Below are 14,353 nucleotides of genomic sequence, written 5' to 3' on the forward strand. Positions count from 1 at the left end.
ATTTTTGATTTTTTTGCACAATAATAATGTAGTGTCTGACAAGACTTTTTTTTGCTGGACACTGCTATTATTTTTGAACAATTGATGACATTACCAGATTTTCAGGTGAGCGATCGCGACCTCAGTGACGCAACCCTTAGCCAGTATTTAGAATCTCCAGCGATCGCAGTTGATACAGAAACGATGGGATTATTGCCCCTGCGCGATCGCTTGTGTCTCGTCCAACTGTGCAATCTTGAAGGGAAAGTGACTGCAATCCGCATAGCCAAAGGACAAACTGACGCCCCCAACTTAAAAAAACTCTTGGAAGCAGTCAATGTTGTGAAAGTGTTTCACTTTGCTCGATTTGACTTGGCCACTTTGCGAGCCAATCTGGGGATTCAGGTAAGGCCAATTTTTTGTACCAAAATTGCCAGTAAATTAGCCCGTACTTACACAAATCGTCACGGACTAAAAGACGTTGTACAAGAGTTAGAACAAGTGGAACTAGATAAAAGCTCTCAAAGTTCTGATTGGGGTAATGCCGTTAGCTTATCTGAAGCTCAACTAAGTTATGCTGCCAATGATGTGCGCTACTTACTTAGCGTGCAGCAGAAGTTAATACAAATGCTCAAACGAGAAGAACGTTGGCAAATTGCTCAAGAATGTTTTGAGTTTCTACCAACTATAGTTTCTTTAGATTTGTTGCAATTCAAGGATCTATTTGAACACTAATCGAATAGGGAATAGTGACAAGAAATTTTTATCGCTCGTCAATCCCGACTAGTTATATGTCAAGTTGAAATTGATAGATAAGCAGGTTCGTAGTAAGGACTAAAGTCGTTATTTACCAAGCACTCACTAAAGTGCTTACTACAAACCCTCATTCTAAGTTACAGCAGATTTCAAATTAGTGAAGTAAACAACGATTTGTCTCAAAGCCAGGTATGTATAAAGCCTGTTTTACTTCTATATTCTGACCGGAGGCGGAGCGTCTCCGGCTCCGCTCCTGAATTTTGAATTCTGCTGTATTTTTTGCCTAAGAGCCAACATTGGAATCATTGGTGTCTCTAGGAGTTTTAGATTCACTAGCAGCTTCCTTGAGGTTACTTGCTCCCTCTTGAATGCCTTCTTTGAGGTTACTTGCTTGCTCTTGAATGCCTTCTTTAAGGTTACTGGCTCCTTCTTGAATGCCTTCTTTAAGGTTACTTGCTCCCTGTTTAATGGATTCTGTGGCGCTAGTACCGCCCTTTTGCAGATTTTCTTGGTGGTTTTTTAAGCGATCTACAACATTGTAGTCATCTGCACCTGCGGGAGTTTTTGATTCAACAATCCCTTCTGTTGGACCACCGATCGCTTTCCATGCGCCAAGACCACCTTTGAGTTGGGAGACATGCTCAAATCCATTAGAACGCAGTTGTTGTGCGGCTTGGGCAGTGTCTTGTTCGTTGGCACCGTAAACGTAAATATCACGGCTTTTATCTAAAGAAGGTACTGCGCGTTGTACCAATTCATCTGCTGGCATTGGCATTGCTCCCATAATGTGACCTTCATTGTAGGTCGAGCGATCGCGCACATCCAGAATTGTAAAAGCTGGTTCACCCCATTCCAAACGACTCTTCAGGACATGAGCATCAGTTTGTGCTTCTATTGGTGGTTGTGGGGGAATGATGCCGCCTACTAAATTATTAACCATAATTTTTCCTTGCTGACGATATTAATAGCAATTTAGCGAACTGAAGATATTTAATTGCTCTTTCTCTGGTATGAGTATTCTTAAACTCTCTCCTCAGATAGACTGAGTATTTTCCAGAAAATCAACCAATTAATCAATTGTAAATAATGCCATTTGATAGTATTGACAGACAATATTTTAGGTTTTACGTAATTCTTCATGAATCGAGAAAACATTAGTTTGAAATGAAAAATATTTAGTGATAAATATAGTAATTGATACCTTTTTAATATCAGCGATCGCCAATAATAATGTCTCCTCAATTTTCTGCCATACTTATAGCGTTATATACAGGACATCAGAAGTTTGTGAGGTACATACGCTAAATCTGTTACCCAAATATAAAGGGTGTTTTACTTCTGAATTCTGCTGTCAGCAGTACTATTGAAACAAGCTCCCAGCAATTTATTGACATCATAATATTGCTAGAGTAATTCTGCTTTTGTCTGTTAAAGCTGGTTTTGACGCCCTATATACCTTCTGGCGATGCTTTCATTCCTTGGCTTGTCATAGTTCAGGCTCAGACTTGTAGTATAGTATATGCTTAAGAGGGCAGCTACATGTAAATGCACCAGGGTAGATTTTCGTAGACCTTCTTCAAGAGAACATATTTATTGTTTATAGTACAGTCGAGTAAGTAGGAGTTGAGAATCTAGATTGGCTGATAAGTTAGTTTGTGAGCCTTTATAGAGACCTAATTAATCAGGGAGTGCGTTACCCTTTTAAAGTTGTATCAATTGCCGTCGCTTCTGGATGTGTCTTTTGACTATTTGCGATTACGGAGATGGTTTTTAATTACACTTACCCCAAATGTAAAAATTTAACATTATACAATACAAATTCAAAATTATGCAAAAATCATGCCATAATTATAAATTTTATCGGCATGATGATTGCTGAGGTTGCGATCGGCTTCATGGAAAATTAAATGTATACAAGTACTACAGTAGCGATGGTACTTAACAGAAACACGTAAAGTAAAGCTGGCACAACAGCAAATCGCCCAATCTACAATAGACAGCATTATGGTTATGGTTACTGCTACTACTCCCAAAATTCTGATTGTTGATGACGACTTCGGCGTGCGAAATCTCGTCTATCGTTTTTTAAGTCGGAAATATCAAATAGAGTCCGCAGCAGATGGTAAGACTGCCTTATCGTTGTTTGAGCAATTCAACCCAGCTTTAGTAATTCTGGATTGGAATTTGCCGGATGTTACTGGTTATAGCCTTTGCCAAGAAATGCAGAGTCGTACTAATGTTTTAGTGCTGATATTGACTAGTAGGACTGATGAGGCTGATAAAATTAAAATCTTAAGCGCAGGTGCTGATGATTTCATGACTAAACCATTTAGTCTTGCAGAAGTTGAAGTTAGAGTAGAGGCTCTTTTGAGGCGGATACGCTACATCAATCCCTCCCCAACACAACGTATCGTTTTCAAGCAGCTAGTAATTAATCCAGAGGGACGCGAGGTAACACTTAACGATAAAACTCTTGCCTTAACAGCGCTGGAATTTAATATCTTACATTTTTTGGCAAGTCATCCTAATCAGGCTTGGAGTCGTCCACAGCTAATCCAAAAAATCTGGGGTTGCGATTACGTAGGAGATGGCCGGGTGGTTGATGTGCATATTGGTCAGCTTCGCAAAAAGATGGAAGTCGATCCCAGCATACCGGAGTTTATTAAAACTGTGCGGGGCTATGGTTATAAGTTTGAAGCGCCCGACGAAAATACTACTTCCTGAGCTTTTCGATTTCAGAAAGAGTTTATAACAAAGAATTAGTCAGCATTGTTTTATTGCTTACTTAAATACTTTTACTGAGGCTTGACCGTATAACTTGCGTTAATTTTGGACGTTGATACAAACTGAGTTGGTAATTTCGTGTCTGCTCAAGCCTCAGATAGTAACTTTATTGCTTTTAATATATCGTCTCAAGACAAGTTTCAGAAAAATCAAAATGTCCAGAGCTTAACCGAAGTTTCGCCTATAGGTAAAATTTGGGACAAGCACAGAGCTAATACTGATAAAGTCTTGCGCTATTACGCCAAAGCAGACGAACATTATTTTCAGCAGTATGCTTGGCGGATGAGAATCTGTTCCGAGTTGCTGAAATTTCAATTAGTACTTGACGAATCGGAAGGTATTCTCAACTTAAAACTATCAGATGCCCGATTCTGTAGGGTTCGTCATTGTCCAGTCTGTCAGTGGCGGCGATCGCTAATGTGGAAAGCAAGAGCTTACAAAATTCTCCCACAGGTTGTCACTGATTACCCCAAACACCGTTGGCTGTTTATTACCTTGACTGTAAAGAATTGCCAGATTGAAGAACTCAAGGAAAACTTGGATTCTATAAATAAGGCTTTTAAGCGACTCACTGAATTGAAAGCATGACCTGCGAAAGGTTGGGTAAAGTCCATAGAAGTTACCAAAGGTAAAGATGGAGTCTCGGCACACCCGCATTTACATATTTTGGCAATAGTGCCGCCTTCGTATTTCAGTAGGGTGTACTAGTATTACCTCGTTTCCAAACCATTTGTGAGTTCGACCAAAAGCAATCTTACTAGAAGGCATTGACTTCATATTAGATTGATATTCACACCAGTCACGAAAACTTTTAAGATCGAAACCAAAATCTTCAATGTTATCAAAATTCATAATTAGCTCCTAAAAATCAAAAAATCTTCAACCCAAAATGAACAAAAAAAAGGAAGTCCTATCCACTCAATGAGTAAACAACTGGATTTCCTCACTTCTATCAAGTGTTAGCCGGTTAAATTTTCGCTATAAGAAAAAATATTTAAAGTCTATTCCACTCCACGACTATTGGAATACAACTCTTTATTTATTTCCTTCATATACTTTTAGGCATTTGCCTATTCATGATTTCTTCAGCGCGAAGCTTAAAAAATCACCTCATACTGACTTCACTGTTACTGCTAGCTGTAATCCCAATGCATCCAGTAATTTCCTCATACCAAATCTATGTGAGCCTGCAGAGAATAATTACCTTGTCTAGCATAGAGCTTCAAGTGTGTTATTCTGTGCATCTTCATAGAGAATTGGTATCATGAAATAATTCATAGTTTTGTCGCCGCCAATCTTTGACCAACCAACTCAGCCGCTAAATGTATTGCTGCTTTCATACTCGTAGCATCAGCAATTCCTTTACCTGCAATATCAAACGCTGTGCCGTGGTCGGGTGAAGTGCGAACGAAAGGAAGACCAATAGAAGTATTAACTGCCCGATCAAACGCCATCAGCTTCACAGGAATTAAGCCTTGGTCGTGGTAAAGTGCCAAGTAGCCATCAGCGGGATTTTGTACTAAAGAATTTCCATACCAAGCTTGACCAGGTTTAACCCACATCGTATCTGGTGGTATCGGCCCATCTAACTGTAATTGTGGCCTATTTTGTCGCTCTTGCTCCAACCAGGGAATTAACCAATCTTGTTCTTCATGTCCAAGTTGTCCCTGTTCGCCACTGTGGGGATTCAAACCTGCGATCGCAATTCTCCCTCTATATATACCAAAATCTTTCTCTAAACACTCCACCAGCAAATCCAATTTCTGTGTCAGCAACTGCGGTGTCAATGTATCAGCTACTTGACGCAGGGGAATATGTGTGGTAGCAAGTAAGGCGCGGAGTGTCCAATTAGTATGGGGCGATCGCGCCACAAATAACATCCCAAAACGGTCAACACCTGATTTTTGTGCCAAAAGTTCTGTTTGCCCTGGATAATTATATCCTGCGGCTTTCCAAGCAGATTTAGCGATCGGCCCTGTGACAATACCATCAAATTTACCAGCGAGTGTTTGAGCGATCGCATATTCCATATACGCAAAACTAGCCGCACCACTGGCTGCATTACCTATTCCTGAAATAATTTGATCTTTAATTTTTTCATCCAACTGCACATCGCTGACTGACAACTCATCTGGATTTGCCAAAGCTACTAAATTCTCAGTTAAATTCAGTTTGTGATAAATCTGTGCCAGCAAATCTCCGTTACCCACTACTGTAACGTCATATTTTTTACGAATTTCTGGATCGGCTAAAGCTTTCAAAATCACCTCCGGCCCAATCCCCGCCGGATCTCCGAGCGTCAGCGCCAAACGCGGACGATTCTCTTTCACAAAATTTATTAAACCACCTTGATTATTTTGATACATAAAATCTCTTCATAATTATTATCATTAAATCTTTTCGATTTACCCATCTCTGCTTTTGCCAACAGTAGGGATTGCCCCCCAAGCCAGTAGGGATTACCTGCTAAACTAGTTTAAAATTGTTTACACAGGTCTAATCCTAGCAACTGTTGAAAAGCTTCTGGTAGACCTAGTTTACACACCAATTTGCATAAGGAGAATCACACTAATGGGCGGCGAAATTTTGAATGCAGCTCTATTGTCTTTCGGTTTAATCTTCGTAGGCTGGGGCTTAGGCGCGTTGTTACTGAAAATTCAAGGCGGAGAAGAATAATTGAATTCTGAGTTCTGAGTTAGGAGTTATTACTCTCCCACTCCCCACTCCCCACTCCCTTTTTCATTGAAATGAGAAAAAAGCTTGTCCGTTAATCGGACAGCTATTTTCCCATGAGTACATCCAAATAAATTGATTTTCTGAGAAAAGATGTAAACTTTTGTTTGCATAGGTTATTCTGATAACATTCTTTTCATAAAACATTAAAATTTATTACAACCCTCATGACATTATTAATCGTCGGTGCCACTGGCACCTTAGGAAGACAAGTGGCTCGTCGTGCTATCGATGAGGGATATAAAGTACGCTGTCTTGTCCGCAGCAGTAAAAAAGCAGCTTTTCTTAAAGAATGGGGTGCAGAACTCGTCCCCGGAAATTTACGTTACCCCGATACCCTAGCGGAAGCTTTAGTTGGTGTAACCCAAGTTATTGATGCCTCAACCTCTCGTCCTACAGATTCATTGAGTATCAAACAAGTGGACTGGGAAGGCAAAGTAGCATTGATTCAAGCAGCAAAAGCAGCGGGTGTTGAGCGTTTTATTTTCTTTTCGATTTTAGATGCTGATAAATATCCAGAAGTGCCGCTCATGGAAATTAAGCGGTGTACAGAACTATTCTTGGCTGAGTCAGGCTTGAATTATACCATCTTGCGGCTAGCTGGGTTTATGCAAGGGTTAATCGGTCAGTATGGAATTCCCATTTTGGAAGGACAGCCAGTTTGGGTAACAGGTAATTCTTCTCCTATCGCTTATATGGACACTCAGGACATTGCTAAGTTTGCTATCCGAGCATTGAGTGTACCAGAAACGGAAAACCAAGCTTTTCCTGTAGTCGGTACTCGTGCATGGAGTGCAGAAGAAATTATCAACCTGTGCGAACGCTTATCTGGAAAAGATGCCAGAGTAACGCGGATGCCAATAACCTTACTGCGTGCTGTACGGGGCATAATGCGATTCTTTCAGTGGGGATGGAACGTAGCAGACAGGCTGGCGTTTACAGAAGTATTGGCTAGTGGTAAACAGTTAAATGCTTCAATGGATGATGTATACACAGTGTTTGGTTTAGATCCGCAACAAACCACAACCCTAGAAAGTTATCTCCAAGAGTACTTCAGCCGAATCATGAAGAAGCTCAAAGAAGTAGACTACCAAAAAAATAAAAATAAAAAGCAGAAACCTAAAAAAACTCCTTTTAAACAATCTTCAAAAGCTAATAGTCAATAGTCATTACAAAACAGACATTAGTCGTAAAACTCTAGACTCTGGATATTTGACTCTAGATTAATGACTACATGACCAAAAATGTGTAACGATTACATAATACAGAGCATCGCCTAAACTTGGATATTTGAGTGTGCCGAAAGCAGGCATTATCTACAATGACGTTAAACCGATAGCGGGCCGTGTCGCTATTGAGTTGAAAGACAAGCTAACCGCAGCCGGTTGGAATGTATGTATCACATCGAGTATTGGTGGTATACTGGGCTACCCTAATCCTGAGAGTCCTGTGTGCCACACCCCCATTGATGGTCTGACACCCCCTGGTTTTGACTCAGATATGGAGTTTGCAGTGGTATTGGGGGGAGACGGCACTGTTCTAGCAGCGTCTCGTCAAGTAGCCCCTTGTGGTATTCCACTGCTAACAGTGAATACCGGCCACATGGGATTTTTGACGGAAACTTTCCTGAATCAATTGCCCCAAGCACTAGAACAGGCGATGGCAGGTGAGTATGAAATTGAAGAACGAGCTATGCTCAATGTCAAAGTGTTTCGGGATGATTCAGTGCTATGGGAAGCCCTATGCCTGAATGAAATGGTGCTACACCGAGAACCTTTGACCTCTATGTGCCATTTTGAAATTGCCATAGGGCATCATGCGCCAGTAGATATTGCCGCAGATGGTGTGATTGTTTCTACGCCTACTGGTTCTACAGCTTACTCATTGAGTGCTGGTGGCCCAGTGGTAACTCCTGGCGTACCTGTTTTACAACTAGTACCCATTTGTCCCCATTCCCTAGCTTCTAGAGCATTGGTATTTCCAGATACTGAATCGGTCAATATCTACCCAGTCAATATCCCTCGACTGGTAATGGTAGTAGATGGGAATGGAGGGTGCTATATATTACCAGAAGATCGAGTATATATGGAGCGATCGCAATATAGTGCCCGATTTATTCGCCTGCAACAGCCTGAGTTTTTCCGAATTTTGCGAGAAAAATTAGGTTGGGGTTTACCACATATCGCTAAACCAACTTCTGTCGAATTACCGTAAGCATTGGGCATTGGGCATTAGTTATTTCTCCTGTGCCCCCCAATGCCCCATTTACTGATTTCCTTCCAGAATTACTGGTATGGAGATGGAATTTGGAGTTAGTTATTAAGATTGCATCCGAGAATTCGATAGCTGACACCTGAACGTGCTAAAACATCCTTAGCAGCGCGTCAAATCAGAATTGCTACATCACTAAAAGCTCGTAATTGCACTTTATAACTGATGTAAAGATTTTCTCTGGAATATCTTTACAATCCTAAATCCAATATCCCAAATTGTTATGACAGTTGCTCAAAGTCCCTGTGTTTTGGTGATTGAAACCGATGAGAGCCTTGCAAATCAGCTTTCTTGCGATTTGCAAGAAGCAGGTTATGAATCAATTTTGGCTCATGATGCGACGAGTGGTTTAGAACACTGTCGTGATCGCCAACCTGCTTTAATTGTTTTAGACCGGATGCTAGCAGGAGAATCAGGACTATCATTGTGCAAAAATATGAGAAGCACTGGTATGCGATCGCCTGTATTAATTTTAATGGCAAGGGATACAGTTGACGATCGTGTAGCTTGTCTAGAAGCTGGAGCGGATGATTACATCCTCAAACCTTACCGCTCAGAAGACTTTTTGAAGTTGATTCGCCTCTACTTAAAACCCGATGTGGATACCACAGAGCAATTACGCTTTGGGGATTTAATTTTAGACATAGCAACTCGCCGTGCCATACACAACGGACGACCAATTGACTTGACAATGAAGGAATTTGAACTATTAAAATTCTTAATGGAACATCCTCGTGAGGTGTTAACCCGCGAACAAATTCTAGAAAATGTTTGGGGTTACGACTTTCTGGGTGAGTCGAATGTAATTGAAGTGTACATCCGTTACTTGCGGTTAAAAATCGAAGATGAAGGTCAAAAGCGCCTCATTCAAACAGTGCGAGGCGTAGGGTACGTTTTAAGAGAATCCTAGTATACTGTAGCGGGAGTTTGCCTATCTCCTTGCCTCATTCCCAGTTTCGGATTGGGAATGTTTGGGTCCTACTGCCTTCCAACCAAAGGGTTTTTCTGGCTACAACACTGTAAAATTGAAGTCTAAATTACAAAATCGAAAAGCTATATGACTCGTTGGCTAAGTTTGCTCTCGATAGTGCTGAGTATTTTTCTGATGGGTTGTTCTGTGCCAACAACAGCTAAATCTCCTAGCCCCACCTCTGGTTCTAAAACTCCAGCACCAGAAAGTTTAGGTCAAAAACTACCAATTTCTGCTAAAGCCATTGTGCCTGATGGTACAACGATTCAATTAGAGGTAGCGCAGACGCCAGAACAGCAAGCGATGGGGTTGATGTATCGACCAGCTTTACCAGATGACCGGGGAATGCTGTTTGGCTTCCCTTCAGCACGACCAGTAAGTTTCTGGATGAAGAATGTACCAGTACCCCTGGATATGGTATTTCTACATAAAGGTGTAGTTAAATATATTCAGGCTGCTGCGCCTCCTTGTACAAGTGAGCCTTGTCCTACTTATGGCCCCAATACACCAATTGATAAGGTGATTGAACTTCGTTCTGGAAGAGCTGCCGAATTGAAGTTGAAAGTGGGCGATATTCTCAAAATTGAGTTTTGAAACTCTGATGCTTTGCGGGGATAGAAATTTGGGTAATTACTCGGTTGAGAGCCTATACGGTCGAAATATATGTTTTTTTTGTAAAAAATGTCACTTTGGGTGGTCAAATAGCACTTGTAACGCTACTATTTAAAAACTGTGGTAATAATGTAAAATTCTACTGTCTCAAACCTGAAATCACAGTCTTCAGGTTTAGTCTCAAAAATATTCCCTTGGGCGTAAGTGTAAATAGTCGCCAATAGGAGAGTATAGGCTATGGAATCTTTATTACTACCTGTGTAATTAAATAAAACACAAAAGTAAATAAGATGAAGCCAATTTAATTAAGTAAAAATACTGCTTAATAAGCTAGCAAATAATTTGTATGAGAATTTTCATTTCTCAGACCATCTATAGGAAGCCTCTGTTGAAGGCAGATTAACAAAAACTGTGCTGGGGTGTATAGCCGATAACGGCACAGTGACAGATGAAATACTGGCTACTGTCTACCGAGTAATGGTGAACTGATATATGACAATACATTCTGCACAAGGAGGTGAGATACAAATGTCACCATCAAAATATTCCCGACTGATTCATTTTTTGCAAGAAGATTTGGCAATTTCCACAGCATCATTAGCGGTGGCACTTCGGCATCGGGAGCAAGACCCAGGCCCTTTGGCAATGATTCTTTGGCAATATGGTTTGATTACTCTAGAGCAATTAGAACAAATTTATGATTGGCTGGAGACGGCGTAGATTATACCAATTTTGGATTGTAGATTTTAGACTTTGGATTAAAAGTTTCTATCAAATGCCTATTAGCAGAATCTCAAACAATACTATTTATGCCAATTTGGGATGATACAAAGTTGCCAAAGTTAGTCTTGTTTGGTGTCAAAGATACAGTGCGACTTTCTCCAAAGCAAATAATACTATCTAGGGCAACTTGGTGTCATTTAGGAGAATTGAGGTATATCATATCAACTCTACACTTATGCAAAGATTGATATATAGCTCTCTTGACTTTGACGGTTTCTACTCTACATACAAATTAAAGAGCGAGTTAAATTATCAACTCGCTCTTTTGATTTAGTACTCAGGACTGACTAAACACTTTAACTGCTGCTGCTATACCAGAACCAGGGGTAAAGTCTTCGTAGCCAAGTTCTGTGAGGATAACTTCTAAAGATGCTATGCAGCTAAGGATATCGCGATCGCTCACAAAACCCAAGTGACCAATACGGAAAATTTTATTGCTCAAATGGTCTTGACCACCTGCTAGGGCAATATCAAAGCGTTTTTTCATCAATGACCGAATCTTATCAGGTTCAATTCCCTGTGGTGCTACAGCCGTAATCGCTGGACTAGCGGAACTATCTGCTGCAAACAGGGGTAAATTTAACCCTTGAATGGCGGCGCGGGTAGCATTTTTCAGCCGTTCGTGTCGAGCAAATATTGACTCCAAGCCTTCCTCTTTCATCATTCGCAACGTGGTGTGTAACGCTACAATCAAGTTCACAGGCGGAGTAAATGGAGTTGTATTTTTGGCTGTGGCTTTACGATATTTGCCTAAGTCCAAATAATATTTTGGTAGCTTCGCAGTTTTGTAAGCTTCCCAAGCCTTGGCACTGACAGAAACAAAACCCAATCCGGGCGGAATCATATAACCTTTTTGGGAACCGGAGGCGACGATATCCAAGCCCCAAGCATCCACGGGTAGATTAAACGCACCCAAGCTAGTCACCGCATCAACGATAATTAAAGCTTCACCGTGTTCTTTAACGTGGCGGTTGATGGTTTCTAGGTCATTCAACACACCCGTCGAGGTTTCGCTGTGGGTAATGATTACGGCTTTGATTTGCTTTTGCGTATCTGCTTGGAGTTTTTCAGCAAATACTGCGGGGTCTAAGGGTTTTCCCCATTCCACCTTAACTTCTTCTACATTCAAACCGTAGGCTTGGCCAACTTCTACCCAGCGTTCACCAAATTTACCATTAGAACCAACTAAAATGCGATCGCCTGGAGAGAGAAAATTAATTATTCCCGCTTCTACAGCACCCGTACCACTGACATTCAGCATCAGCACATCACTTTGAGTTTGGTGCAGCCACTTCAGGTTTTCTGTCACCTCTGCCAATATGTTGCTAAATTCACTAGTACGGTGTCCAATCGGATGCTTGGCTAATGCCAGTAAGGCAGCTTCTGGTACCGGTGTAGGGCCTGGAATCATCAGCATCAGCTTATCGTTCATGTGTCTATCCTAAAAGTCAAATAAAAGTCAAAATTGTGGAAAGTTGGTTAAGTCTGATAGCAAATCCTTAGATATTCATCTACAAATTCCACTCAGATCGTCACCAGCCTTGTTGTATATTTTCCAAATTTATAGGAAAAGTATTGTGGGAGTTAATGATCGGTCAGCTTGACCTTTGCAATTTATACCAGACTCTAACTCAGATAAAACCTCTGTTCCAGGCAATCTTACCACACACCTAGACGCCAGGTTAAGGTGTCTGCTCGTAGGCGAACGGCTATTTTAGCTAAAGATGAAACATCTATCTAGATGAGGCATAGGTACGATAAATTCTTAAAATTTACCCATAATCCACCTCAGTTGTTTTTATAGAAAAACGCGAAATCGTTTTGAACATCGCGGTAATTGTCGGTGAAAAAGTTGTGTTTTGCTTCCATGAAAGAAGTAACCCCCTACACTATACAGAAGACTTGGATGTCACCGTTTGCTAAGAGATAGAAGATACCCAACTCAAACTTTTCAATCTATTTGGGTTGAAGATTTGTTCTTGGGTTTCCATTGTCTAAAAAATACCTTCATCTATGATTTATTTGAGTCAAAATCGCTTCGATGCCAATATCCAAGCATTCTCTGGCTTATTTGATAGCGACTAATTTGCCGCAGTGAGATATTTATGCTACTACTTGCTGCACTTTTTGATACTGCACTTAGTGGTAAGCGATGCCGACAGCAGACTACGCCTATGCTAATAAACTATAAGTTTTTATACTATACTTACAAAATTGCTACAATCGTGCTTAGTCTCCTTAGTTACTATTCACGGTGAGTCGTTTTTAACTAGTGTTCAGTTCATAAACTGTCACTCACTAGATCCCCGGTATTCTTGTAAAAGAGATATTCTTAGTTAGTGCAAGGAGTGATACCATTTCACCACATGTTTGTCACAAGTTATCCTCGTAATACTCCCTCCTCAGGGAATGTTGCAGATTTCAAATGTTGCATCAAACGAGTGAGTTGGTATAAGCTTTTACAGAAAAGCGCTTGAGTGAGCAAAACTCTCAAGCGCTTTTTTGTGTATAAATAAAACAGTCCTACTCTCTGGATAGTTATACATCTGTGTTTAAATACACATCTATCAGAGGAATAAACTACTGCTGTAAAAATTGTAACAACATATACTTTACGACTTTAAAATTTGTGTGTTCCGTCAAAACCTTGTTAAGTGACTGGACGTACCACACGAATTAGTTTTCCTTGCAAAGGTTCTTCTGTTGCCACAGCCTCATCTATCCGTGCTGCAAATTGTTCCCAATTACGATTATTCGTGCAAACAAAAATACCGAAGTGGTTAGAATCACGACGATGCAAACGGATAAAATCAACTCTGTTGATAGTTAATATTGAGCGTTCTTGACTTATGGCAAATGCTAGCACTTCCTCATCAGGTATACCTTGGTCTGCATTTTCTGCTTCTTGAACTGTCAAAACATCATGCCCCAAAGCGCGTAATAATTCCACAACTGGAAAGGGAAACTGCTCATCTGCGTAAAACCGTGCCATCGATTAGGCTACCTCATTACGCTCAATTGCCAATTCGATTTCATTGGGATGAGCTTCTGCATATACCCAAGCATTAGCTAAATCTGTAGCTGTAATAGTTGGATAGCTCGTCAAAAGGTCAGCATCACTATATCCAAGACCGCGAGCTTCCACAAGTACCCAAACGGGAATACGAGTTTTAGCGATGCGAGCCTCTCCACCACAGACTCTAGGAGTTTTTTCAATTCCTTGCCAATTGTTGCCGAGACTTTGAGCAAGTAACTGTATAGCCTGCAATTTTTCACCAGGACTGAGGGCAAGCAGTTGTTGTTCTAACTCTTTTAGTGTCACAGATGTAAATCCTCTGATGTTTTGTCAGGCTAAATTTACAATTTTATCAATTGCTAAGTACAACATTTAATTAATTCATAGCGAGTTCTCTGCGTACCTCTGCGCTTTCCTTTGCGCCACTTTGCGTTTAAATTTCAACCCTC

At 40.7% G+C, this 14,353-nt stretch carries 13 protein-coding genes and 2 pseudogenes; 9 read left to right on the forward strand and 6 right to left on the reverse strand.

The features are described 5' to 3' along the window. The first annotated feature begins 84 nt into the window (after positions 1-84). Complete coding sequence (locus tag RMX69_RS13370; RefSeq protein ID WP_322637729.1) at positions 85-714, forward strand: ribonuclease H-like domain-containing protein; 630 nt, start codon at positions 85-87, stop codon at positions 712-714. A gap of 514 nt (positions 715-1,228) precedes the next feature. Here RMX69_RS13370 and RMX69_RS13375 read toward each other — a convergent pair. After that, positions 1,229-1,675, reverse strand: a pseudogene (locus RMX69_RS13375) (rhodanese-like domain-containing protein); the annotation flags it as partial. Positions 1,676-2,561: 886 nt separating this feature from the next. Further along, positions 2,562-2,738: a hypothetical protein gene (locus tag RMX69_RS13380; protein ID WP_289798327.1), complete on the reverse strand. Its 177-nt coding sequence runs from the start codon at positions 2,736-2,738 to the stop codon at positions 2,562-2,564. A gap of 1 nt (position 2,739) precedes the next feature. Between RMX69_RS13380 and RMX69_RS13385 the strand changes: the two genes are divergently transcribed. Both RMX69_RS13385 and RMX69_RS13390 read left to right on the forward strand, forming a co-directional pair. Beyond that, positions 2,740-3,459 (forward strand): response regulator transcription factor, encoded by a 720-nt coding sequence (locus RMX69_RS13385; RefSeq protein WP_289798328.1) that lies wholly within the window; start codon positions 2,740-2,742, stop codon positions 3,457-3,459. Positions 3,460-3,597: 138 nt separating this feature from the next. Further along, a pseudogene (locus tag RMX69_RS13390) lies at positions 3,598-4,227 on the forward strand (protein rep). A 566-nt stretch (positions 4,228-4,793) separates the two neighbouring features. Here RMX69_RS13390 and pdxA read toward each other — a convergent pair. Continuing rightward, on the reverse strand, positions 4,794-5,885 hold the full coding sequence (pdxA, locus tag RMX69_RS13395; protein ID WP_322637730.1) for a 4-hydroxythreonine-4-phosphate dehydrogenase PdxA: 1,092 nt from the start codon (positions 5,883-5,885) through the stop codon (positions 4,794-4,796). A gap of 205 nt (positions 5,886-6,090) precedes the next feature. Between pdxA and RMX69_RS13400 the strand changes: the two genes are divergently transcribed. From RMX69_RS13400 to RMX69_RS13425, 6 genes are all read left to right on the forward strand, one after another. After that, entirely contained in the window at positions 6,091-6,195 is a 105-nt protein-coding gene (locus RMX69_RS13400; protein ID WP_109009093.1) for a PetM family cytochrome b6-f complex subunit 7, read from the forward strand. A gap of 224 nt (positions 6,196-6,419) precedes the next feature. Next, the gene (locus tag RMX69_RS13405) at positions 6,420-7,418 is read left to right on the forward strand and encodes an SDR family oxidoreductase (RefSeq protein WP_289798330.1); all 999 of its coding nucleotides are present in this window, start codon (positions 6,420-6,422) and stop codon (positions 7,416-7,418) included. 130 nt (positions 7,419-7,548) lie between these two features. After that, complete coding sequence (locus RMX69_RS13410; RefSeq protein ID WP_322637731.1) at positions 7,549-8,466, forward strand: NAD(+) kinase; 918 nt, start codon at positions 7,549-7,551, stop codon at positions 8,464-8,466. A 280-nt stretch (positions 8,467-8,746) separates the two neighbouring features. Then, the gene (gene nblR / locus RMX69_RS13415) at positions 8,747-9,433 is read left to right on the forward strand and encodes a response regulator transcription factor NblR (protein ID WP_289798332.1); all 687 of its coding nucleotides are present in this window, start codon (positions 8,747-8,749) and stop codon (positions 9,431-9,433) included. Positions 9,434-9,580: 147 nt separating this feature from the next. Then, complete coding sequence (locus RMX69_RS13420) at positions 9,581-10,087, forward strand: DUF192 domain-containing protein (RefSeq protein WP_289798333.1); 507 nt, start codon at positions 9,581-9,583, stop codon at positions 10,085-10,087. 510 nt (positions 10,088-10,597) lie between these two features. Continuing rightward, positions 10,598-10,825 carry a DUF2949 domain-containing protein gene (locus tag RMX69_RS13425; protein WP_012410503.1) on the forward strand — a complete coding sequence of 76 codons (228 nt, stop codon included), beginning with the start codon at positions 10,598-10,600 and terminating at the stop codon, positions 10,823-10,825. A 340-nt stretch (positions 10,826-11,165) separates the two neighbouring features. Here the strand turns inward: RMX69_RS13425 and RMX69_RS13430 are convergent, their stop codons facing one another. The 3 genes from RMX69_RS13430 to RMX69_RS13440 all read right to left on the reverse strand — a co-directional run bounded on the left by RMX69_RS13430 (position 11,166) and on the right by RMX69_RS13440 (position 14,210). Then, positions 11,166-12,320 carry a pyridoxal-phosphate-dependent aminotransferase family protein gene (locus RMX69_RS13430; RefSeq protein WP_289798334.1) on the reverse strand — a complete coding sequence of 385 codons (1,155 nt, stop codon included), beginning with the start codon at positions 12,318-12,320 and terminating at the stop codon, positions 11,166-11,168. 1,218 nt (positions 12,321-13,538) lie between these two features. Next, positions 13,539-13,880 carry a DUF5615 family PIN-like protein gene (locus tag RMX69_RS13435; RefSeq protein WP_094352559.1) on the reverse strand — a complete coding sequence of 114 codons (342 nt, stop codon included), beginning with the start codon at positions 13,878-13,880 and terminating at the stop codon, positions 13,539-13,541. 3 nt (positions 13,881-13,883) lie between these two features. Continuing rightward, positions 13,884-14,210 carry a DUF433 domain-containing protein gene (locus RMX69_RS13440; RefSeq protein WP_322637732.1) on the reverse strand — a complete coding sequence of 109 codons (327 nt, stop codon included), beginning with the start codon at positions 14,208-14,210 and terminating at the stop codon, positions 13,884-13,886. Between the last annotated feature and the right edge of the window lie 143 nt (positions 14,211-14,353).

Origin of the sequence: Nostoc sp. EspVER01 (assembly GCF_034530635.1) — a bacterium.
In the GTDB taxonomy this organism is placed as follows: Bacteria; Cyanobacteriota; Cyanobacteriia; order Cyanobacteriales; family Nostocaceae; genus Nostoc.

Coding starts and splice junctions, on each gene's coding strand:
- RMX69_RS13370 (WP_322637729.1), top strand. CDS start 85: ATGACATTACCAGATTTTCAGGTGAGCGATCGCGACCTCAGTGACGCA.
- RMX69_RS13380 (WP_289798327.1), bottom strand. CDS start 2,738: ATGCTGTCTATTGTAGATTGGGCGATTTGCTGTTGTGCCAGCTTTACT.
- RMX69_RS13385 (WP_289798328.1), top strand. CDS start 2,740: ATGGTTATGGTTACTGCTACTACTCCCAAAATTCTGATTGTTGATGAC.
- pdxA (WP_322637730.1), bottom strand. CDS start 5,885: ATGTATCAAAATAATCAAGGTGGTTTAATAAATTTTGTGAAAGAGAAT.
- RMX69_RS13400 (WP_109009093.1), top strand. CDS start 6,091: ATGGGCGGCGAAATTTTGAATGCAGCTCTATTGTCTTTCGGTTTAATC.
- RMX69_RS13405 (WP_289798330.1), top strand. CDS start 6,420: ATGACATTATTAATCGTCGGTGCCACTGGCACCTTAGGAAGACAAGTG.
- nblR (WP_289798332.1), top strand. CDS start 8,747: ATGACAGTTGCTCAAAGTCCCTGTGTTTTGGTGATTGAAACCGATGAG.
- RMX69_RS13420 (WP_289798333.1), top strand. CDS start 9,581: ATGACTCGTTGGCTAAGTTTGCTCTCGATAGTGCTGAGTATTTTTCTG.
- RMX69_RS13425 (WP_012410503.1), top strand. CDS start 10,598: ATGACAATACATTCTGCACAAGGAGGTGAGATACAAATGTCACCATCA.
- RMX69_RS13430 (WP_289798334.1), bottom strand. CDS start 12,320: ATGAACGATAAGCTGATGCTGATGATTCCAGGCCCTACACCGGTACCA.
- RMX69_RS13435 (WP_094352559.1), bottom strand. CDS start 13,880: ATGGCACGGTTTTACGCAGATGAGCAGTTTCCCTTTCCAGTTGTGGAA.